This window comes from Treponema bryantii (genome assembly GCF_900111035.1).
In the GTDB taxonomy this organism is placed as follows: domain Bacteria; phylum Spirochaetota; class Spirochaetia; order Treponematales; family Treponemataceae; genus Treponema_D; species Treponema_D bryantii_C.
On sequence record NZ_FOFU01000009.1, the window covers coordinates 20482 to 43490 of the forward strand.

A 23009-nucleotide genomic window follows, 5' to 3' on the forward strand; every position below is an offset into this window, starting at 1 on the left:
AGAAAAATGAACAGATCATCTTCCACCTCTGCAATAATACTCTCTTTAAAACCTCTCGGAGAAAATAATTCTTCAGTCACTCTACTCACTCCAGATAACGGTATAGTTTACGCAGTTTTATACGGTGGACCCAAAAGCCGCATGCGTTCGCTTGTTTCTCAATGGAACAGCGGTAAAGTGTGGCTTTATGAAAATCCTGAAAAAAATCAAATCAAAATAAGTGACTTTGAAGTTTCAAATTATCACACAAGCTTCAGTCAGAATCTATTTAAGTCTTATGCAGCATCACTTGCAGCAGAACTTGCCATTAAAACCCGTTGTGCCGGAAGTGCTCAGCAATGTCACCGACTAGTCAGCGGTTTTCTGGACGGAATGGAGCTTTGTGATGAAGAACAGAGCCGTCTCGGGCTTCTTCGTTTTTTATGGCGATATCTGGAACTGCTTGGAATTCAGCCGCAATCACATGCCTGCAGTAACTGCGGCAAAACTTTTTTAGATACAAGGTTTGCACCTGAGGCCGTTTCCTATTATAATAGTATGGAAAACAGTTTTATCTGTCCTGATTGTGCAGACCATCTTCAAGGCGAAAATATGCTTAGTGTAAAAAATACTGCCGTACAGTATCTTTCTGCACTGACCGTTCTAACTCCTTCCGAGGCCCGCAAACTTACAATTGATGAGGAAATCTACGGACAGATTCGACAGCTGGTTTTCTTTCTGATTGAAAACAGTATAGACCAGAAATTGAACTCGATCGAAACTGGGATGGGGATTTTGTGAGAGCCGACGCTTCTATTTCTAATGATTCATCAAGATGGGTAAAAAAGCCCGTATCTAAGCAGCAGATTGAACCGCTTTGTAATTTATTTAACCTGACACCACTACAGGCTTCTGTTTTTGTACGCAGAGGCATTACTGAAGGTAAGGAACTTCTTTATTATCTGGAAGATGATCTTCGTTTTCAGCATAATCCTTTTCTTTTTTCCGGAATGGAGGATGCAGTTGAACGCATTCTGCAGGCAAAAGAAGAAGGCGAAAAAGTTCTGATTTACGGTGACAGTGATGTTGACGGTGTTACCAGTACAGCAATTTTATATGAAGAACTTGTAAGACAAGGTATTGATGTTCAGTGGCGACTTCCTTTAGAAGATGACGGCTATGGACTGTCTATAAAAGCTATTGATGATTTTGCCGCTCAGGACGGCACTCTGATTATTACCGTTGACTGCGGTATTTCAAACAATGATGAAATTGCTCATGCAAATGATCTTGGAATTGAAGTAATTGTAACTGACCATCATAATCCGCCGGAAGAACTTCCTGAAGCAATCATAATTCTTGACCCGAAACTGGAAGATTCACTCTACCCGTTTGACGGAATCTCAGGAGCTGCAGTTGCCTATAAACTTGTCAGTGCGCTCCGTTTTGCAGACACAGATTTTTATAATGCAGAAATCAGCCTGCTTCAGCTTTCTGAAGATACACAAAACCAGTGTTATAACGTAGACTGCATCAAAATAAAAAATCTTGTAAAGATTAAAGAGCTTCACGAAAAAATTGTTCCGGGCCAGACTACTATTTATGATCTTAAGCTTCCTTACTTTCTGCAGGGACAACTGATTTATTCCTGGGATTCAAGACAAACTCTGAATCTTCTTGGTCAGATTTTTGGAAGTGGAATTGAGTTTAATCTGAATGATCTGCGCTCAGAAATCAGTAATGTAATTCCTTCTGTAAGGAATAAAACTTCAGCTCAGATAAAGGCGCTTTCTCAGATTGCAAAATATTCAGAAGGTGACGCATCTGAACTGGAAAGCATATATAATTTATATGTTACTTACTGTAAAAAAGTAATTGCAGCTAAAAAGCCAGAGCAGACCTTAAATGAACAAAAAGACCTTCAGCTGGTAGCTCTAGCAGCAATGGCCGACATCATGCCGATGAAAAATGAAAACCGCATTTTTGTTAAGGCCGGTATTGCATCAATAAAGAAAAACAGACCTCGACAGGGGCTTGCTGAACTTTTTAATAAGCTGAACATCAATCTGGACAGTCTTTCTTCTACAGATCTTTCATGGAATGTAATTCCTGCAATGAATGCAGCCGGCCGTATGGGACATCCCGAGATTTCTCTCAAGCTTCTTATTTCCAGCGAAGCACGTGAACGCGAACAGCTAGCCGCTACAATTCATGATATGAACGAAGAACGAAAGGATATGGTAAGCAATTCCTTTTATAAAATTCATGATGCAGCTCAACAGAGTATTGCATTACACAACAATAAACTTTGCGTTTCTGTTGATGAAAGTATTAACAAAGGCGTTACAGGTATCCTTGCTTCCCGACTCATGCAGGATTTCAACGTTCCTACAATCACAATTACTTACGAAAATGAGGTATGTACAGGCTCAATGAGAAGTTGCCGCGGTTTCATTGCCACCAGCTTCCTGGATAATCTTGGAGACATATTTATAAATCATGGTGGCCATAATTTTGCAGCCGGCTTCAGTTTTTATAAATCAAACCTTGAAGTTTTTCTAAAACGCGTTCAGGAAAATTCTGCAGCCGTTTCTCTTGAAGAAGAAAATACCTGTATTGACGTTGATGCTGAAATTCCAGAAGAACATCTAACACCTGAAAACTTCTGCCTCATTGATATGTTTGAACCATGTGGTGCAGAAAGCCCTGAACTTGTTCTTATGACCCGTGGAATTAAACTTATCGATACAATGGTTCTTGGAAAAAAGGAACCTCGTCATCTTAAGCTGATTTTTGATACAGGAAAATATAAAATTCCTGCAATGTTCTGGGGACAGGCAGAAAGACTTAGAAAAGACATTTTAATCGGAAAAAAATATGATGTGCTTTATAATATGAGCCGAAACTATTATAACGGGACAAAATCAAATCAATTGATTATCAAAGAAATTGTTCCTTCTACAGGAGATTAAAATGAAAAAAATTCTGATTGTTATTTTCTGCTTACTTCAGTTCAGCTTTATTTTTGCAGCCAGTGCAAAATATGAATCAGAAAACTATAACCTGAACATCAGATACAATGATGTTATTACTCCAGGAGATGCAATCTTTGTAAGGATGAATATCACTGTTCCTAAAAATCATAAAAAAACAAAAACAGAACCTGAAAAAAAAGCTACTCTTCAGCTTTTACAGGACAAAAAAGTAATTGAATCAGCTCCTTTCTATCATCTGAAAAATAAAAAGACAAACTATACAGAGATGCTCTGCGGTATTCCGGTTTCTCTGTGGCTAAAAGAAGGAAACTACAGCATTAAAGTAATTTATGCTGATTCAGATTCTGACATTAAAGAGTTTATTCTTCCTTCTAAACTTGAAATGAGAACCTTCCCGGAAGAAATCCTTAAGCTTGACGAACGTAATACAAGCATTAAAACTGATAACAGTCCTGAACGTGCAGCTCAGATTGATAAGCTGAATAATATTCTTTTTACAACAATGCCTTCAGATATCTTTTCTTTGAAAAAGTTCACAACTCCAACGGAGTCTCAGCGATATACGGCTTATTGTGGAGACCGCAGAACTTATGTTTATACAAACGGAAAATCTTCTACAAGCCTTCACTACGGAAATGATTATGGAGTTCCAACAGGAACAGAAGTACATTCCTGTGCAGCCGGAAAAGTTGTATTGGCAGAAAGCCGTATTTCAACCGGCTGGAGTGTAGTTGTTGAACATCTTCCAGGTCTTTACAGCCTTTACTATCATATGAATGAACTTTCGGTTAAAGAAGGTGATATGGTTACTCAGGGACAGCTTCTTGGAAAATCAGGAGCAACTGGTCTTGCAACAGGACCACACCTTCACTGGGAAGTACGACTTAACGGAAGTGCTGTACGTCCTGAGTTCTTCTTAAACAACTTTACTTTTGAAGAAGACTAGAGTTCTTCTATAACGTAGCCGCCATCCGCATTAAACCCGATCGAATAATATCTGTCGGGGCGGCATCCCGATAGATCAATAGAAAACCGTGACATCAAACTAAACCCCGGCACATGATATTTTCCGGTGGCAAAAACCGCAATCCTGTAAAGCAGCTTTCTCTGGCGAAGCGTTGAACCGTAACCTAAAAGCATACACTGCCCGTAATCATCGTAATATTTTTCAAGCAGAGTTCCATGTGAACGTTCCCTGCGCTCTTCGATAATTCTGTTTTTACCGTAAATCCGCGAAGGGAAAATAAAATATTTTCCGTCCACACCTACACGTGCAAATTCAACAGCAAGATAAGATCCACTCCAGGAACGTTCAATAACTGCAATTTCATTTCCGTTAGAGTCTATGATAGAAAAAGTTCCGCTGACTGTACTTCCAGTAGAACCAACGCCTTCAATCTCAGAAGAAGAACCATAAATTTTAATTCTCAAGAACTCCTGCGGAATATTGGAAGGCAATGAGGTTGCAGCATTCCAAGAAGAAAGATAAGTCCAGCAGGTAAAAACTATGAATGCAATTACAAAAAGTGTCAGTAAAGGAGAAAAAAGTTTAATGAAATAATTTGTCTTTTTCAAAGTACCTCAAAAAAAGATCCCGAAGCTCTTCGGGATGACAGTTATTTCAAAAGTTCCAGAAACTGCATTTCATCAATAACTGGAATTCCAAGCTTTGCCGCTTTCTGATTTTTTGAAGAACCGCTGGTTGTATCGTTTGTTACCAGATAAGACAGGTCCTTTGTAACAGATGATTTTATAGAACCGCCGTTTTTCTTAACCCGCTGCTCTGCATCTGCTCTCTTCATTGTAACAAGTTCTCCGGTAAAACAAAAGGATTTTCCTGCAAGTTTTCCTTCACCAGCAGATTCAAGTTCAATCACACCAGTCTCTACAAGATTTCGCATTTCTTCTGCATTTTCAGCAAGGCCTTCAACAATTATATGTGCCATGATTTCTGCAAAACCATATACAGCTGCAATCTGTTCTTCTGTTGCAGTCAATAACTTTTCAAGGGTATTAAAGCCGGCACCAATAAGTTTTTCTGCTGAAGTCTCACCTACTCCTTCAATATCAAAAGCACCTACAAAAGTTGCAAGTCTCATACGGCGGTGATTCTGAATTGAATTATATACCTTTTCTGCACCGAGAGATTTTTTATCTGCTTCCATACTCTCTTCATTTAAGAAATATGGAACAAGGTCTTCTACCTGAAGGCTGTAAATATCTGAAATTGATTTAAGGCGCTTATCATTGAAAAGCGAAGTAATGAGTGTTTCTCCAAGATCACGAATATCTACTACCTGCTGATATTTCAAAAGCTGATGAAGAACTCTTTTTGAACAGGCTTTATTTGGACAGAACAATCTGCTGCCTTCATCTACAAGAAGTGTTCCGCACACTTCACAGACTTTTGGAAATTCTATTTCTGTAGTCTCAAGTCCTTTTTCTTCAACAACGCTTTCGATTTTCGGAATAATTTCACCGCGCTTTACAACGACAACATGACTTCCAATCCGAACACCAAGTTTACGCAATGTATCCGGATTTGCAAGACTTGCACGCTGAACCTTTGTTCCGTTTAATTCAACTTCATCAAAAATTGCAACAGGAGTATAGGTACCGCCGCTGATACTCCACTCAACTTTACGAAGAGTAGAAACAGCTTCTTCAAGACTAAACTTAAAGGCAATCTGGCGGTCTGGTCTGTCGCGGCTTGCGTCTGCAAAATTTATGGCACTTTCTTTTACAACAAGGCCGTCAATATCGTACTCAAGGTCTTTACGCTCTTCCATTATTTTTGCACGGTAAGCAATTACGCGGTCGGGGCTTTTACAGATTACAAGTCGAACTACATTAAAACCGCAGTCCATAAGCCAGCGGATTTTTTCTTCTTCGGTATTAAAATATGATTTTCCGTCTGTAGAAAGTGCATCATAAACAATAAGCTTAAGATATTCGCTGCCCTTTCCATCCTTGCGTTTCATAAGACCATTAGCTGCATTACGGCAGTTTGCTTTATCCGGGAAGTGAATTTTATGAACCTCGTGTGTCATAATTACTTCACCGCGGATTCCGCCGGTAAAAGGCACAAGCTGACCATCTTTATAAATGGCAGCATTTACACCGCCCATCTTACGGGCATTGGCAGTTATATCATCACCAATAGAACCGTCACCACGAGTAACAGCTCGTTTCAGGTAGCCGCCTTCATATTGTAGTTCAAGTGAAGCGCCATCGAGTTTATATTCTACAAGATATGCGTCATAAACATGCTTTTCTGCCCAGGCTAAAAACTGTTCAGGATTAGCAGCCTTTTCCTGACTACCCATTGGCATTACATGTTGAACTTTTTCAAAGTTTCCAGAATCTGCACCAACGCGATGTAAAATAGCATTAGCAGGATCCAGCTCTTTTAATTCATCCCAGAGCTTATCAAATTCTGCATCGCTTATTTCACCTTCGCCGTCGTAATAGGATTTCTGATAACGGGTTATGAGTTGTTCGAGTTCTTTGATTCTGGATTCGGCCATTTTTAGACCTTCTCAAAATAGATTTCTGTAATGCTTCTGTCTGCTTTCAGACCTTTGCGTTCAAACTTTGTCTGTGCACGCCATGGCTGTGGCTCTGCAAATCCTTCATATTTGTTTTTAAGATGCTCAGTCTGATTTAATTCTTCAAGAGCAAATTCAGCGTAATCAATAATATCAGTTACAAAATAAAGGTATCCGCCTGGAGCAAGTTTCTGTGCAAAAAGATTTGTTCGAGGGCGCTGAACCATACGTCGTTTATGATGTCTCTTTTTAGGCCATGGGTCAGGGAAGAAAATATGAAAGCCGTTTACTGAATTATCGCCAATCATATATTCAAGAACTTCAAGAGCATCGTATTCAATAATGTAAAGATTCTTTAAGTCTTTCTTCTGGATTTCTGAAAGCACCTTACCTACACCAGGTGTGTGAACTTCAATTCCAAGATAGTTGATTTCAGGATTAGCTTCTGCGAGGGCAATAGTTGCATCACCCATTCCAAAGCCAATTTCAATTACGATAGGATTTGTATTTCCAAAAACATCAACAAAGTTCAGTTTTTTGTGTTCAAATGGAATACACCATGAAGGAGCAAGTTCATTATATGCACGCTCCTGTGCTGCAGTCATACGTCCTGCACGCAACACATAAGTTTTTACTTCTCGTCTCAAACCCGAGGGTGGGACCGCTTCCGGCTGTTCGCCGTTTTCAATTTTCTCTACAGTATTATTTTCCATATATTTTCTAGTTTCCTTCTTCTGGAGTTACGGGCTTTTCTGGAGTAACACAGATTAAATTGCCCTTATCTGCATACCATATTACCTGATAAGAAGCAGCTTCTCTATAACGGTTCCAGATAGCTCTTGTTGTTAAAAATTCTTCTGTTCTGTCACCAAAGTAAATCAGAATATGTTCCTTATCATAAACAGCAATTTTTTCTATTCCACGTTTTTTTGACATAACTTCGGGCAAAGCCGGGAGCAGTACATCATAAAACTGGACATCATATTTTACATCAACGGTTAATGAATATTCCTTTTCATCAGCATTATAGTAAGTAATCTCATAAGTTCCTACAGGAAGTTTTTCATTTTCCGGAGGAACAAGATTTGTACACCCTGCCCACTGTGTATCATCTGATTCAAGCATTGCAAGAATTTCTGTATCCCAGCACCAGTCGTTTTCAAGTGAAGTTATCTTTATTCTCTGATAGCGGCGAACCTCTGAGGCAGAATTAGCAAAAACAGAAAGTCTTGCAGAAGGCAGTGTTGTTTCATCAGAATAATCAAAAATAACTGAATAATCAGCAGATGCAACTTCCGGAAGATTTTGTGAACAGGACATAAAAAGACCTGTACACGCTGCAAGAACAAGAGAAATCAGAATGTAGATACGGGAGTGATGCTGCATAAAGATATCAGAAGTTGAAGTTCAGGTTGATGACGGTAAGGTCTGAAGCTGAGAACTGATTTACCAGAGATTCAAACTTTACATTAACTTTCTTACATGCATCATCAAGATAAGAAAGATAGTAAAGTCCAAGATCTGTTCCCTCCTGACCTTCCGGCAGCTCGCGGTAGAAGTCAATAAGGGATTTTTTATTGGTATTTGAATTCTTAGCAGACTCAATGTTGTCTTTCATTTCCTGGAATTCATCATCTTTGTTATAAAGTGTAATTGAAAGGCGGCCCTGTTTACCGATAGAGGTAGAACCACCACCGAGCTTCCATGAAAGGAATACAAGCTCATGTTTTCTCTGAAGTTCCTGTACAATCTTAGCACGTACTTCAGGATCAAAAATCAAAGCATCAATATCATCAATACCATGATACATATTTCTTGCTTCTTTTCTAATATTTGTATTTTCGTTGTTAAGGGCAAGCTCCATTACCATTACAGAAATGTATTCTGCAACTTTTGATTTGTCCATGTAAGAACTCAAAAGATTGCGGATGGCAACATACATTTCAGCAGCACCTTCATTCTTTGCAAAAAGAGTGATGATATACCAGTTCATAAGACCAAGACGGTTCATAAACTTTTCTGACATAAGAAGATAGATATTCTTTTCTTCAGAAGAGTAATCCTTATTAGTCATAATTGACTTCCAGATTGGATCAAGGATTGTACGTCTTGTATTCTGAATTGTATTTTCCTTATTCTGCAGAATTGAACGCAGCTGGCGCTCAGACATATTTGTTCTTTCATCAATAAGATGAGAAGGATTGGCACGGTTATGCTTTCTTACACATTCACACTGAATAAGTGCAGAATATACGTCACGGTCAAACTGCTTATAAAGAAGTGAATATACGATTACCTTTGACAAATCCATTACTTCCTGGCGGGAAGAAACGAATTCTGACATAGAAATTTCGATTTTAGAAATATAATCAAGGAGAATCATGCTCTGAATCGACTGTGGAGAGAACTTATCCAGAGAGATTCCGTATTCTTCGATATTATCTGCAAGTCGGAAACGCAAGAGCTTTTTGTTATGACTTATGAAATTAGAAGCACCATCTTCGGTTAATACAACTTTTAGTGGCAGTTCCAATATGAATTTCTTATCTGATCCCATACACCCTGCTATATGCAAATCTTTTTTATATTTTTATCTATTATACACGATAGGACTTGCATTGTAAACAATAAAAATTTAAACTGAAGGAGATGAAAACACGGCGCATTCTTTGCTACATCCTGATTTTTCTTTTCTGCTCCATTGCAAGTGCACAAAATAAAGGTCCATCGGGTATAGAATTATGCAGTGAGGTTCATTCCTTCCTCAAAAAAAATGGCTTTTCACCTTATTCACAAAGTCTTGTAATTTCCGGTGAAAATACATTTCCTTATAATATTATCGTCACATTTCCCGCGGAACAGAACACTTCTCCCGAAAATTTACTGCTGGTTTTCTTTCAGGAAGATGTTCCGGATAATAAAGAGCTTATAAAGCAGTGTCTTAAAGAAATCAGGGAAGGAAAATACCCTTTTACCGTTACGGCGCTGTTTGCTTACGGTGAAAAGCAGAAATTTGAAAAACCAGATATGATTTACGGCACCAGAGTTTATCTTGAAAGTCTGAATACAAATCTTTCCTACAGTGCAGTCATTCTTGACCTTGAAAGCGAAGAAAATGAGATTGAAACAACAGCCTCTGGCCTTTCATCACCTCCACTGCTTATAAAAAACTCACTGAATCTATATAAAAACTATGGAATCGGCGACAAACTCCCTGTTTTTATATTAAGCCAGTCATCTTCTTATAAATTTATTTCCAGCCCTATTCTTGGAAGATTTTTTGATTATGAAATTCCAGCTATTAAACTGTCTCTTGGAGGAATTCCAAAAGAACAGAAAGACAAAACCGCCTGTGATGTCATTACTGATTTTGTAAATTTATTTTCAAACATCACAGATAACAGCTGGGAACATCACTTTTTAATTATCAGTCTTTTCGGGCACTATCATCTGATTTCCGAAAGAATGATTCTTCGCATTGTAACTCCTACTATTTTTATATGGATTATTTTTATTTTCCTGCTTATTTTTGTAAACCGGAGATTAAAAAAACATACCTGGTATACAGTTGGTGATATCTGGTGGTCAGTTCCACTCACCTATGTTGTTTTAGTAGTAGTTTTCTTTATATCAGGATATTTCTATAAAAATCTTTTTCCACACGCTTCTTATGCAGGAAAAATATATGGTCAATTGATTCTTCAGATTATTGTTTCTCTGTTTATTATTCTTTCAATGTATCTGCTTATTTTAACCCGTAATTTTACTTTTAATGAACGTTCAATTGATTATCTGCTGGTTATAAGCTGCTTTATCAATCAGTCAATTTTTATTCTTGCTGATATTTCACTTAGTCCGATTTTTATTGCTATCTGTCTGCTTTCGCTTCTGGCTTTGTACGTCAAAAATAATTATCTTCATATAGCAGTTTTTATTCTGATGATTGCTCCTCTTATTCCTTACTGTCACAGAATGATTACAGCCAGTAATCTGCGCGAACTTTCAGAATTTATTACCAGAAATCCAAAAGTAAATATTGTTATTCCGTTTGTATTATATCCTGTTTATATAGTTCTCTTCAGAATTATTGCATCTGTCCGTACAAACCGTCAGAAAATACATTTTATGGCTATTTCTACAGCAATTGCATTTATGCTTGTCAGTACAGCTCTTATCTTACTGGGTGTATTCCGAACTTCCAGCCTTAATAAACAGCAGATAACTCAACCTGATATCAGTATCAGCCCGCTTGGTAATGAACTTATCGAAATTTCAGTTAATGACAATATGATTTTTGAAGATACTATCCGTACACTGGATATAAATCTTAAGGAAAAATGCATTTTATGTGATGTTCTGATTACAACAGAATATCTTAATCCGGTGCTTTATTCTGATAATGATTATTCTAATCCTTCATTAAATACAGTACGTTTCCGTATTCCGGATTATCCGCCTGAAAAAATGACTTTCAGTTACGGAGCTGCAAAAACTCCTTGCAGAATTACTGTATCAGCAGTTATTGAAGGTACTGATGACGACAATTATTATTTTATCAGTAAATCTCTTGCGATTGGAGATATCTGATGCAGAATATCCTTCACTGGTATCTTCATGTAGATCTGGACGCTTTCTTTGCCTCTGTTGAGCAGCTTGATAATCCTGAATTAAGAGGAAAACCTGTAATTGTAGGCGGAAAACCAGAAGACCGGCGAAGTGTTGTTTCAACTGCATCTTATGAAGCACGGGCCTTTGGAGTTCATTCTGCAATGCCAACCTTTCAGGCTTATAAGCTTTGTCCACAGGGCATTTTTGTACATGGAAGAATGCACCGTTATGCTGAACTTTCCCATCAAATCATGAATATATTCCGTGATTATTCACCTGATGTAGATCAGATGTCCATTGATGAAGCATTTGTAGACCTTACAGGAACAGAAAAGCTATTTGGCCCGCCGGAAGAAACAGCAAGAAAAATAAAAGCACGTGTAAAAGAAGAAACAGGACTTACAGTATCAATCGGACTTGCAACAACAAAATATCTTGCAAAAATTGCTTCAGGACTTTCCAAACCGGACGGTTTTTATGTTATCAAGCCGGGAACAGAAGAAGCTTTTATGCTGAATCTTCCGCTTAATAAAGTCTGGGGACTTGGTCCAAAATCTCTTGAACTGATTCGAAGCAAAGGTTTAACTTCTACACGTGATATTTATGAAAGAGATTATAACTCTCTTGAATTTCTTTTCGGCAAAAACATGGCAGGCTTTCTGTATAACGTAGTCAGGGGTGGAGAAAAAGAATCCTTTTCACGAGAAGCAAAATCACATTCAATCAGTGCAGAAACAACATTTCCATTTGATCTTACCGATATTTATACGATAGAAACCGAATTGCTGGAACTTGCTCACGGTGTTTTTTTCCGTCTGCTAAAGGAAGAAAGCTTTTCAAGAACAGCATTTGTAAAGATTCGTTATGATGATTTTTCTACGTCAACAGTCCAGGAAACAGTTGAACGGAATATCATTACTCTCGATTCCTTTTTTGAAATAATCAAAAGACTATTTGAAAAACGCTATGAAAATGGCCGTGGAATAAGACTGCTTGGTGTTGGCTTTGAAAACATCACAAAAGAAGAAAAGCCTTATCAGCAGGATTTATTTGATACCAATAATGACAAAAAAAAGCAGGCTGTTGAAAAAGCAATTCTGAATCTGTCTAAAAAACATCCGGAAATTAAAGTAAGTAAAGCAAGAACTCTAAAAGCTGTTCTCCTTGCTTTTTTACTTGCTACAGTTTCTTCTAAAATACAGGCAGAACAGCCTGTATATCTTTTTGATTATGAATTAAATGACAATAATCATGTTGATTTTTCTGTAAGCGGACTTTGGAAAATGGAGTTTACAGGTGGTATAGATATCACTTTTGGAAACGATACGCTTACAGCCTTTTCTCCTTCCGTACCTGTTTTTACTCAGGAAACTGATATTTCTGCACTTTTAATGCTTAATAATCACTGGTATTTTGAAGCAGCCTTTGCAGACAAATTTACAAAAAACACCTTTGCCTTTGGCTATAAAGGAGATGGTCTGATCCGTCACTTCAGGCTTGCAAATCGTGGAATAACAATGAATGAAGGCTATTCTGCAGAGCACTTTGGTTATTCACTTCGCGGAGGAAATAATCAGGCTCCGGGAATCTCACTTCAGCTTGTTTCTCCTTCAGAAAAAATAAAAGCAGATTTTCTTTTACGATATGATATGACAGAAACCAAAAGTCAGATTTATTACGGAATGAATAAAGTTTCTGATGTAAAAATCCGCGCAGAAGATTTTGCTTATGGACGGGAATTTCATTTCCCTTCAGAATCATCACAAAAGCTTTTTGAAATTCAAAACGTTTATCTTGAAGTAAAAGGCGGCTCTTATACAGATGACCGTGGAATAAAATACCGTAAACTCCGCACAGATGAATACAGTATTATCCAGACAAGCGGCTCTGACAGTGAACCAAGACTTTATATTTCACAGGAAACTGAAAGCGGTAAAAATGCAAACGGAGAAATTCCAAGTATTCTTATAACATTTGATTTTTCACAGAATGCTTCAGCAATAATTTCAGATGCAGGCAACTGGAACAATGAATCAAGTTTTCTCGGTCAGATTCAAAAAACTCTGGGAAACGGCGGTGAGTTTAAGCTTGAAGAATATGATTATGAAATGCTTACAGCCATTGAAGGAGAACCTGCCCTTATCATTCAAAACTATGAAGGTTTTTCTCCATTTCTCTGCCCTTCTATTTATAACAGAGGAACAAAAGATGCAGCAGATTTTCTTGTAATAGCAGATAAATCAGAAATGCCTGTTGCAAAATTTAAAGCCTTTGAAGCAGATGAACTATATATAAGATTATATGAAAACTTTTTTGATACCAAACAGAGCAGCATAAGAGTTGCAAATAAGGAGACTCCGCAAAGTGTTTATCCGTTTGCAGAAGACTGTCCTGAAATATATCTGGGATTTCCCCAGAAAACCGACCTTGCAATCAGAGCCAGAACCTACAGCCCTGTAACAGAAATTCAGATTTCAAAAAAAGCAGCAGCTGGAACAGTACAGGTTTATAAAAACGGAAATCTTTTAACAGGAACAGTTTTTAATGAGAACACCGGAGTTCTTGAATTAAATCAGGCAGTTTCAGAAACAGACCAATTGTTAATAACCTGGCAGGAAGAAAACTCAGATTTTACAAGTGGAGCGGTATCTGCGGCTGCAGGCTTTAAAATTGATTTTTTTCCGGAGCTTACAGGAGATATAGCACTTACAACAAGAATTCCTGTTTATAAAAAAAATACATTTATAGAAAATGGAACTCAAAAAAGCAGCTTTACTGCACTTACAACCGGAATAACTTATGATAAAAACGGACTTATTCTTAAAGAAAAAGCCGCCATATCCTTATTAAATGACAACACTGCAGAAGGACTTTTACTTTACTCGTGGGAAGGTATCTGGGAAGATTATCAGGATGAAAAAGAAAGTTCTCCAGATGCCAAAATTCTGGAACCACAGAAAACTTCGTCAGTCAGCTTTACTGAACAGGATTTTTCAGCCTATCAAAACATCAATATAGAATTTGAATTCAAAAATGAAAATGCCACAGGTTTTACAGGGCCAATCCTTTTTATAATAGATCAGGATACAGGTACAAAAGATACAGGAGACACAGCGGTTTATCTTGAAATTAAAAATGCATATACGCTGCTTCAAGATAAAAGTTCTCACACAATTAAAATTCAGACAGATGGAACTGAAGTTCTTTTTGATGAAAATAAACTCTCAGAAGATATCTATACTCTGAAACTTACAAAGGAAATCATACCATCCAGAATCAGTATTGAAGCCGAAGGTATACAATCAGTTTCTGGCGAACAGCAGTTTTTTATAACTAAAGTCAGCTTTAATGATGCTCTAAATTATGGTACTGCAAGAAATTATATTTCTGCAGAATATAAAAAAGAAGGCAATCTAATTACAATAAAAGACTACGAACTTTTAAAGGATGTATATATTTCCGTAGAATCCGATCAGGGAAGCGGAAACTTTTCCGAGCCAGATCCATTTATCAGTATTAAAACAAAAGGAAGTGCAAACCTTAGCGGAGTAAAACTTTCTGCAGATGCAGCCGTACAGAATGTACTCGACAGCCCTAAAATCTCAGAAGCCGGTCATAGTATAAAAACAGACAATAATTTATTTATCTTTAAGCTTTTTTCAATAGAAGATACCTACCGCTACAGGCCTGCTGTAAATGAACTTAGAAAGGAAAACTCCTTTTCTATAGATTTTACACCTTTGAAGATTCCTGTAAAAACGGCCCTTAAAACTTCCGCGGTAGATTCAGCATATCAGGGAAAACAAAATGCAGAAATTACTGCTGCATATAATCAGAAAATTTCTGATTCTGAAATTGGAATCAATGCTAAACTTTCCGTCTCACAAAAAAATCCCGGTTCCACCCCTCTGGACGCCCTCGCCTCATACAGTAAGAGCTGGCTGAACATTTCCGCACTTGAATATTCACTGGGAAAAGAAAATGCCGTTCTCAGAAATTCCCTCTGGTCTGCAAATATTTCCGGCATAATTCCCATACAACTGAAAGACAGTCTTATTACATTAAAACCAAAGCTGATTTATGAACTGTCAGACACATATCAGCTGGAAATGCTGGAAAGTGAGGAAAACAATAATACCGTGTTTGCAGACAAAGAACACCTTGCACTTCATTTTCCGTTTACAAAAGATAAAAACTATATAAACTTTGAAATCTCAAGAACAGGCGGTGGAATTCAAAAAATTAAAAACGGCGGAAATTATAAAACAGATAATCAGCTGCTTTTCTCACTTCAAGATGAACGAGACTGGTTTTACACAAGCATTCCTTTTTATGAATTATTCGATCAGAATCTGAAAGATAAACTTTCTTACGGCTCAAGTTATGCTGCAAAATATGAAGGAAACTTCCGCAGAAATCTTTATAATTCCAAAAAGGATTTATATATACCGTCAGCATTAACCCTAGCCCTTACCCGAGAAATCAGCATACAACAGCCGGTAAAAGACCTTTATCAGATTAAACTTGTTCTAACAAATAATTCTGTAAATAATTTTGGAAGAAACAGTTTAAATAAGACTTTCAAATGGTTTAATCAGGAAGAGCTTACAACCAGCATTTCCGCAATTATGAAAATCCCTGCTACAGACGCTTCAAACTTTAAGATAAACATACAGGCTTATGCACAGCTGCTTTTATTTATTTCAGAAAAAAAAGTATTAAACGAACAGTTTAATTTCTCAATTGAAGATACAGCAAATTGGGATGTAAAGGATTCTCTTTCTTATTCAAGGCCTTCCAAGACAAGCCTTATAACAACTTTAGCGCAATATATTGTTCCACAGGCAAAACAAACCGATTATTCGATTTCACGTAAAGACAGTATTACTGCAGAAATTGGAAAGAATGAAGATGTATTGAAGCAAACCTATTCAATCAATCATACAGTTAGAATTGATTTCCTTGATTACTACAATGTTTATGCAGGAATAGATGGCAAATTGATTTTTAACCAGAACCTGGCTCACAGATTTAATTTGAGTTTAACGCTTGGTGCAAAAGCCGAGTTCTAGTTTTTTATTACAAACTTAATGATTATTGCAGAGGTGCAAAATATCCTGTTTCATCTCTTCCACTTCTGTTCAAAAGATAAACTTCTGATTCAAGAGGAAGATAATTTGTTCCAAAGTTTGTAGACATTGCAGATGTAAATGACAACTGATAGATTCCCTGAGGAAGTTCAATAATATCCTTTACAACATCACTTAAGCCCTGAGGACGGAAAACGTAATAAGTGTTTCCCGAAGTACTTTCAGCAACATATGAAAGTTCATCTCCCAGAGCCCCCTGGTCCAGCTGAATAACAGATAAAGAAATAGAATTGTTATTCATGTAAGAAGAAAGCTCTGCAAGATTATATTTTTCAAAGGTAAGTGAATTAGCCGCGCCTGCAGTAATCAAAACAATGCCTCGTTTTTTTGCTGCATTTATCAGATCATTAGAAGCAAGGCGTAAAGCAAGATCACAGGCAGCAGATTTTGTCTGCTTTGTTTTTAAAGCTTCGAGACTGAAATCCCCAAGCAAATCAGGTCTACCCACATATTCAACCGCAGGGATCGCTCCGGCCGCAACAATTCTCAGCGTACCAATTCCATTCATCGAGGCGGCGACCTCTTTTACACTGCTTTCGATCTCACGGGCATATTCAGCAGAGTTAATTGAACGGTCAATAATAATTGTAATGTCGGCATCTGTGTTATTGGAAGCCGCGCCCAGAAGCTTAAGCTTTGAAACCGGCCGCATATTTTCTGTGAGATAAAAGTTTTCTTCCTGCAGACCAACTACAGGCTGACGATGTCTGTTTTCTACACGTAATTCAACAGTTACATTAGGGAACTTTGAAGCATCAATCTGTTCAATCTGAACAAATAAACCGCCGACAAGTTCCTGAACCTTAGACATTACATAAACTTCATTTGCAGTAAAATCAGTTACAATTACATTTCCATTTACATCTGGATTTGCAGAAGTTACTCGTGAAGGAGCATTACCAGTGCGTACATATTCAAAAATCGCACCAGAATCTGAATCAACAGAAACCACTCTGTTTGAATCACAGACAATAAGACTGCCGTTCCAGTATTTTATTGCTTCAGGCTTCTTAAAAGTTCCTTTTTCAACGAGCTCACGGATAAAGTTACCTGCACGGTCAAACTCATAAATACTTCCAGTCTGATCATCAGCAACAAAGACGCTCTCATCAATTACAGCAATTCCGGTAGGTCCTTTAAGCCCTGCAAAATCACCTGATTTTTTTCCAAAGAAAAATACAGGCTCTCCGTCTTTATCAAAAACATCAATGCGGCGGTTACCGTAATCAGTTACATAAATACGTTCCAGATAATCCTGAGCCAGATACAAAGGTCCTACAACCTGACCTGTTCCGCGCCCCTTAGAACCAATATATTTTTCAAAACGACCTTTAGAGTTTAATAATGCAAGTCTGTCACCGGCCTGTTCACAAACCAGCAGATTTCCATCATGCAGGCGGATTATATCACTTGGACGGTCGAATCCATTTACAGGTCCTTCAATTCTGTTTACAACCTTACCATTCTGATTCAGAAGAATAACTTCATTTGTGTTATAGGCTGCAACCCACATTGTTCCGTCATAATTAGGCTGAACAGAAACCGGTCCGCTGAAAATCAGATTACCCTTAAACTCTCCTGGAAATGCTCCTGCTTCAGAAAAACGCATAAGCTTATCTGTAGAGTCTCCGGTAACACGACGTTCCCGTACAATTTCTATTTTATTTTCAAGAAGAAGTCCGCCATATCCGTTTTCGCTGGCATTATTCCAGTAACTTAAAGCAGAACCTTCAAGACCTGCCTTATAATATGCTTTTCCAAGCCAGTCCAGAATAAGGTTATCATCAGGAAGATATGCAAGTGCTTTTTCAAACTGAACGATTGCTTCATTAAAGGCTCCTTTATAGTAAGCCTGTACACCGCGCCTGAATTCCTCAGAAGCAAAACCTTCGTTACCGGTTCTTATTCTGTCTTCTGGTACACGGAATCCTGCATCATCAGTTGTTACCTGAGCAAATAGAGCTAATCCTGAGAATAAAACGGAAATGATTATAGCGGCACTTTTTTTCATCGGCTAATGACCTGCCTTAAGTCTTACAGACTTTATATGCTCTGTAATTTCTACATTCATTTTATCAATATCTTCAGCCTGCTGCAGATATTGAAGAGCATCTTTATATAATCCAAGCTTATAATATACCCAGCCAAGAGAATCCAGACATGCAGCTGACTTTGGAGCAGATTTTACAGCCTGCTTACAAAGAGAAAGAGCTCTTGTTAAATCCTTTTCCTGGCAGGCAAGAACATAGCCAAGTCCATTCAAAGATGAAACATTTTCAGGATCTTCTCTAAGAGATTTTTCATAGTAATTCAGACATCGCTCAGTATCATTCTGTTCCCATGCAACAAAAGCTATTGCTGCATATACAGAGGCTGTCATATAACCTGTTTCTAAAAGCTTATTCAATTCAAAATCTGCAAGACGCTTTCTGCCTGAAAGTGCATAAATTACAGCAAGAAGAAAACGACACTGAAGAGTTCTCTCTAAGTTTCCGCCCGAAGTTACTACCTGTTCAAGAAACAAAAGGGCATCATCATAACGTTCAAGTTTAGTATAACAAAGACCAAGATAATAAGAGACTTCAATTTTATCTGCAGGTGAATCGGTTGGTAAGCCTAAGAAGAAAGCAAGAGCCTTATCGTATTTTTTTTGAGTATAAAGGACTTTACCTTCATTTAAAATATTATTGTTCTGCAATTTCCCCACCCTTTTACTTATTATACTATTTTACAACTTAAATTGCATACCGTCCACTATTTCTGTCGCTAAAGGGTCTGCATAAACCCTGGATATTGCAATAAAGCCCTCTTTTACTGCATAAGCATCGCAGTTTTCATTATGTTTAGGAACAGCTCCTCCTATAACATAAGAAACAGGCATTTCGCCATCTCCTTTTTCTACATGGAGTGAATCTCCATAATTACGGATACAAAGATCCTTACAATATTTTACGCCTTTATATGAATCCAGAGAGCCTGCATTTACATTTACAAAAATACGAGGAGGTTCAATGCTTGCAAGTGCAGCTAACTCCTTTAAGTTTTTTGCAGCAAAATCAGCAAGGGCTTCATATTTCATATTATTAACGTGTTCTTCATCCCAGATTTCCGGGTTAACACTTAATGCAATTGCAGGGACACCATTTAAAACTGCCTGACGAGCCGCGCCGCAGGTTCCTGAATATATGATATCAGTTCCCATATTGGCGCCTTCATTTATACCGGATATTACAAGATCAAACTTAAAATCAAAAAAATCACTTATAAGCCCAAGACAGGCACAGTCTACTGGGAATCCGGAAATAGCCCACTGATTCTTTTTATGTTCTTTTATCGTATAACCTTTAAACATGGTTATATGATGAGAAACAGCAGAACGGTTTGAATCAGGGGCAATTACATAAACTTCGTTTTCACTATCCTGAATCAGTCTGTTATAAAGAATCTGTATTCCCTTTGCCTGTATTCCGTCATCATTAGCAAGAAGAATCTTCATAAACTATTACCTGCTAATCCCGAACGATTGAAGCACCATCTGCTGGTTCAACTTCATATACATCCGGATGGAAACCGAAAATCTTTTCAAATTCAGTAATCTTTGCCTTAAAGTTTTCTACGTCGCCTTCACGCATGATTGCATAAAGGCAGCGTCCAAAGCCTTTTCCTGTAATACGACCGCAGGTTACCGGGTTACGAACAAAGTCCAGATTAGGTTCAAGCTCATTTACGCGCTTCAAAATCCAGTCAATTTCTGGACATGAAATATTAAACATATCGCGCATTGTTTCATGGCTGTGGTTTACTGAGCGTGCAAACTTAAAGAAGTCGCCTTTTTCAATTCCTTCACGGGCATCAAGAATATCATTATGCTCATAAAGAACAGAAAGCAGCTTACGTCTTACGTCTTCGCTTACAACAGAAAGCTGTTCATTGATATCTGTAACATCATCAATGTAGCGCCAGCCGCCATATACATTAGGCTTACGCTCCCTCATATCACCCATAATAAGCGCATACTGAGGTTCATGGAGTGTTTCTTCATTCCAGACTGAAACACGAGGTACCTTTGTATCAACAAGAAGAACCTTTTTATCTTCAAAATTGAAAGGAACATAGTCCCAGGTGTTTTTGAAGTGATCTGTAATTATGATATTGTTTTTCTTGGAAAAAAGTGCTGCAAAGTTATCTGCAATGTAGTTGTTATTCTGAAGGAAACGGCGGTTACCGCGTTCAATGACTTGAAGGAGCTCTGAATCTGAGCAGTTAAGATTAAAAAGATGTTTGATTGCAACGGCTGTTGCGGCTTTTGCAGCTGTCGTTATTCCGAAGCCGGCAGAAGGAATTATTTCGCTGTAGATAGTGATATTCATACCGCCCAGCGAAAAACCACCGGAAGTAAAACCGTAGACAACTGCTTTTGCCGCATTAGCCCACCGATCTTCCTTCTTAAGCTTTAAGGACGTTATGCTTGCTTTTTTCCTTTCATTAAGCTGATGGAAGTAGAACTTAATGGAAGTATCATCTCGTTTCGAAATTGCAACATAGACGGGCAGATTTACTGCCATCGACATTGTTTTATCTTTGAAGAACCAGGAATGTTCACCTATCAGATGAAATCGGCCTGGAGCTTTTGCAACGGCGTCGGGTTTAGTGCCATACTCCAATTCGTGTGCATCATTAACTGCTTTCATTTATTGGACCCTCCCTTTATTAATTCCCCTATTTTTACTTGAAATATTTCAATGTATATTGTTAAAATAATAATATAATGGAATTGATTTTACAAGTTATTTTTTCTTCAGTTTTCTCTGGATTGATGTTATCAGCAGCTATACCTAACGAATTCTACCTTTTCGGCTGTCCTGTATACACACTTCTGGCTTTCATTCCACTATACCTGATTTACAACAAAATCAAGGATTTCAAAACTGCCTTTCTGGCCTTCTTTATTCAAACGCTTACTACACATCTGATTTCAAGCTTCTGGCTGGCCTATTTTAAGGATTTTGCAATCTTTACACTGGGAGCCTCAGCTTTGGGAACTGCCGTTATCGGCGGCGCTTTCGGACTTTTTTTCTACATTCCCTATTATACTTCTAATTGTCAGAACAAACTGTATGAATATTCACTGGAAAACTACGCCAATCACGGATATTTATTCCGTATTTTCAGAAATACACCTCTGTTCCGTATTTTGTACTTTGCCAGTATTTATACTCTGTATGAATGGGCAAAATCGGTAGGTTTTCTTGGATATCCATGGGGAACGGTTTCTTCTGCAATGTATAAGTGGCCGATTATAATGCAGACGGCCTCTATTACGGGAACTTACGGCATTACGTTCATGACTGTCCTGTTTAATGCGATTGCAGCAGAAGCCTTTATGCTTTATTACGGAGATTCTTCACTGAATAAGGAAAAAGCCGCCCAAACCTTACAAGTTGCAAAGCTTTTTGGAGCGCTTTTACTGCTCATGCTGATTCATGGAATTATTCAGTATGACTTACCTAGAAAACCTGTCAAAGAGCTTACAGCAATTACTGTGCAGCAAAACAGTGACCCCTGGAAGGAAGATTCCGATAAAAGCTCTATTCTGAACTCACAAAGACTGACTAAAGATAAAATTGCTGAACTTGAACTTCAGGGGCGTAAGGCTGATCTAGTTGTCTGGAGTGAAGGTTGTCTACAGAGGGCTTTCCCTGCTTCGGAAAAATATTATTCCTGGTATCCTTCGGAAAAACCGCTTGCAGATTTTGTAAAAGAAATAAATGTTCCATGCATTTTCGGTGGATCTGTTGTAAAAACTCAGAAAATTACTGAGCGGGGTAAGCAGCGCGAACGCAAGGAATATTATAATTCGGCGCTGCTTTATGACGCGGACGGTCATTACCGTGGATATTATGCTAAAAACCATCTGGTTCCTTTTGCAGAGGTGCTTCCTTTTATGGAATTTCCTCCAGTTCATGCTTTTATGCAGAAAGTAGTTGGTATTTCTGCAGGATGGACACCGGGAAATCAATATGTATATTTTGATGTTCCATGTCGAATTACACAAAACTTTAAGTTACCGGCTGTAAAAGATATTGATTTGACAAAATCTTATGAACAACAGCATCTGGAAGAAAGCAAGCCTTACACAACACGTATTGCCTGTCCTATATGTTTTGATGATGCTTTTACAGATATAATGCGCCCTCTATTTTTGAATGGAACAGAGCTCTTTATTAACATTACAGACGATTCATGGTCACGAAAGGATTCAAGCGAATTACAACACTTTGTAATTGCTTCCTACAGGGCTATTGAATACCGGACAACTCTCGTACGCTCTTCAAATGCAGGCTATTCTGTAGTTGTTGATCCTTCGGGAAAAATTATTGCAGACCTTCCTCTTTTTGAAGATACCGCCCTTTCCTGTGATATTCCGGTTTATAAACGTACAATGACAACTTATGCAAGATTCGGAAACTGGCTTCCTTATCTTTGTATTATCATTTTCTTCAGCTGTGCTATATGGTCATATTTTGATTTTGTGCCTTATGATTATATTCCAAGCGAAAGAAAATCCAAAAAAGATAAGAAAAAAAAGAAAAAGAATTCTAAAAATAAAAAATAGTCAATAGCATCGACCTGTTTTTTCGAGACAAGCATAAAAAAAATATTTGTCAAGCAAAAAAGTTTAAAATAAATTCACGAATTTTTCAAAAATTCTCTTGTCTATCCATATC

The 23009-nt window shown here is 37.8% G+C and carries 15 protein-coding genes; 6 read left to right on the forward strand and 9 right to left on the reverse strand.

What is annotated here, in order from left to right; all coding sequences use genetic code 11:
- Positions 1-6 precede the first annotated feature (6 nt).
- Genes recO through BMY21_RS12635 form a run of 3 tightly spaced genes read left to right on the forward strand, consistent with a single transcriptional unit; the run spans position 7 to position 3921 of the window.
- Complete coding sequence (recO, locus tag BMY21_RS12625; RefSeq protein ID WP_074644769.1) at positions 7-780, forward strand: DNA repair protein RecO; 774 nt, start codon at positions 7-9, stop codon at positions 778-780.
- Positions 777-2951: a single-stranded-DNA-specific exonuclease RecJ gene (gene recJ / locus BMY21_RS12630; RefSeq protein WP_256210450.1), complete on the forward strand. Its 2175-nt coding sequence runs from the start codon at positions 777-779 to the stop codon at positions 2949-2951. Before recO ends, recJ begins: the two co-directional genes overlap by 4 nt.
- Before the next feature lies 1 nt (position 2952).
- Positions 2953-3921 (forward strand): M23 family metallopeptidase, encoded by a 969-nt coding sequence (locus BMY21_RS12635; protein WP_074644771.1) that lies wholly within the window; start codon positions 2953-2955, stop codon positions 3919-3921.
- Here the strand turns inward: BMY21_RS12635 and BMY21_RS12640 are convergent.
- The 5 genes from BMY21_RS12640 to BMY21_RS12660 form a co-directional block, all read right to left on the reverse strand.
- Positions 3918-4550, reverse strand: a complete 633-nt coding sequence (locus BMY21_RS12640; protein WP_074644773.1) for a hypothetical protein — start codon at positions 4548-4550, stop codon at positions 3918-3920. The genes BMY21_RS12635 and BMY21_RS12640 overlap by 4 nt on opposite strands.
- 41 nt (positions 4551-4591) lie before the next feature.
- A complete protein-coding gene (gene ligA, locus BMY21_RS12645) occupies positions 4592-6502 on the reverse strand; it encodes an NAD-dependent DNA ligase LigA (RefSeq protein WP_074644775.1) in 1911 nt (636 codons plus the stop codon).
- A gap of 2 nt (positions 6503-6504) precedes the next feature.
- Positions 6505-7128: a tRNA (guanosine(46)-N7)-methyltransferase TrmB gene (trmB, locus tag BMY21_RS12650; RefSeq protein ID WP_256210456.1), complete on the reverse strand. Its 624-nt coding sequence runs from the start codon at positions 7126-7128 to the stop codon at positions 6505-6507.
- Between the two features lie 115 nt (positions 7129-7243).
- Positions 7244-7909 (reverse strand): hypothetical protein, encoded by a 666-nt coding sequence (locus BMY21_RS12655; RefSeq protein WP_074644777.1) that lies wholly within the window; start codon positions 7907-7909, stop codon positions 7244-7246.
- 7 nt (positions 7910-7916) lie between these two features.
- Entirely contained in the window at positions 7917-9080 is a 1164-nt protein-coding gene (locus BMY21_RS12660) for a DUF8084 family protein (protein ID WP_074644778.1), read from the reverse strand.
- A gap of 92 nt (positions 9081-9172) precedes the next feature.
- On the opposite strand from BMY21_RS12660, the gene BMY21_RS12665 reads away from it, so the two are divergent.
- Both BMY21_RS12665 and dinB read left to right on the forward strand, forming a co-directional pair.
- Entirely contained in the window at positions 9173-11110 is a 1938-nt protein-coding gene (locus BMY21_RS12665; protein ID WP_074644780.1) for a hypothetical protein, read from the forward strand.
- Positions 11110-16203, forward strand: a complete 5094-nt coding sequence (gene dinB / locus BMY21_RS12670) for a DNA polymerase IV (protein WP_074644782.1) — start codon at positions 11110-11112, stop codon at positions 16201-16203. Before BMY21_RS12665 ends, dinB begins: the two co-directional genes overlap by 1 nt.
- A 22-nt stretch (positions 16204-16225) precedes the next feature.
- On the opposite strand, the gene BMY21_RS12675 is transcribed toward dinB, so the two are convergent.
- From BMY21_RS12675 to BMY21_RS12690, 4 genes are read right to left on the reverse strand one after another with little or no spacing between them, the layout of a single operon-like run.
- Positions 16226-18292 (reverse strand): hypothetical protein, encoded by a 2067-nt coding sequence (locus BMY21_RS12675; RefSeq protein WP_074644784.1) that lies wholly within the window; start codon positions 18290-18292, stop codon positions 16226-16228.
- 3 nt (positions 18293-18295) lie between these two features.
- Positions 18296-18988: a tetratricopeptide repeat protein gene (locus BMY21_RS12680; protein ID WP_422100124.1), complete on the reverse strand. Its 693-nt coding sequence runs from the start codon at positions 18986-18988 to the stop codon at positions 18296-18298.
- 21 nt (positions 18989-19009) lie between these two features.
- Positions 19010-19777 carry a 5'/3'-nucleotidase SurE gene (gene surE, locus BMY21_RS12685; RefSeq protein ID WP_074644787.1) on the reverse strand — a complete coding sequence of 256 codons (768 nt, stop codon included), beginning with the start codon at positions 19775-19777 and terminating at the stop codon, positions 19010-19012.
- 13 nt (positions 19778-19790) lie between these two features.
- Positions 19791-20972: a galactokinase gene (locus BMY21_RS12690; protein WP_074644789.1), complete on the reverse strand. Its 1182-nt coding sequence runs from the start codon at positions 20970-20972 to the stop codon at positions 19791-19793.
- Positions 20973-21049: 77 nt separating this feature from the next.
- On the opposite strand from BMY21_RS12690, the gene lnt reads away from it, so the two are divergent.
- Positions 21050-22897: an apolipoprotein N-acyltransferase gene (gene lnt / locus BMY21_RS12695; protein WP_074644791.1), complete on the forward strand. Its 1848-nt coding sequence runs from the start codon at positions 21050-21052 to the stop codon at positions 22895-22897.
- Positions 22898-23009: the final 112 nt, after the last annotated feature.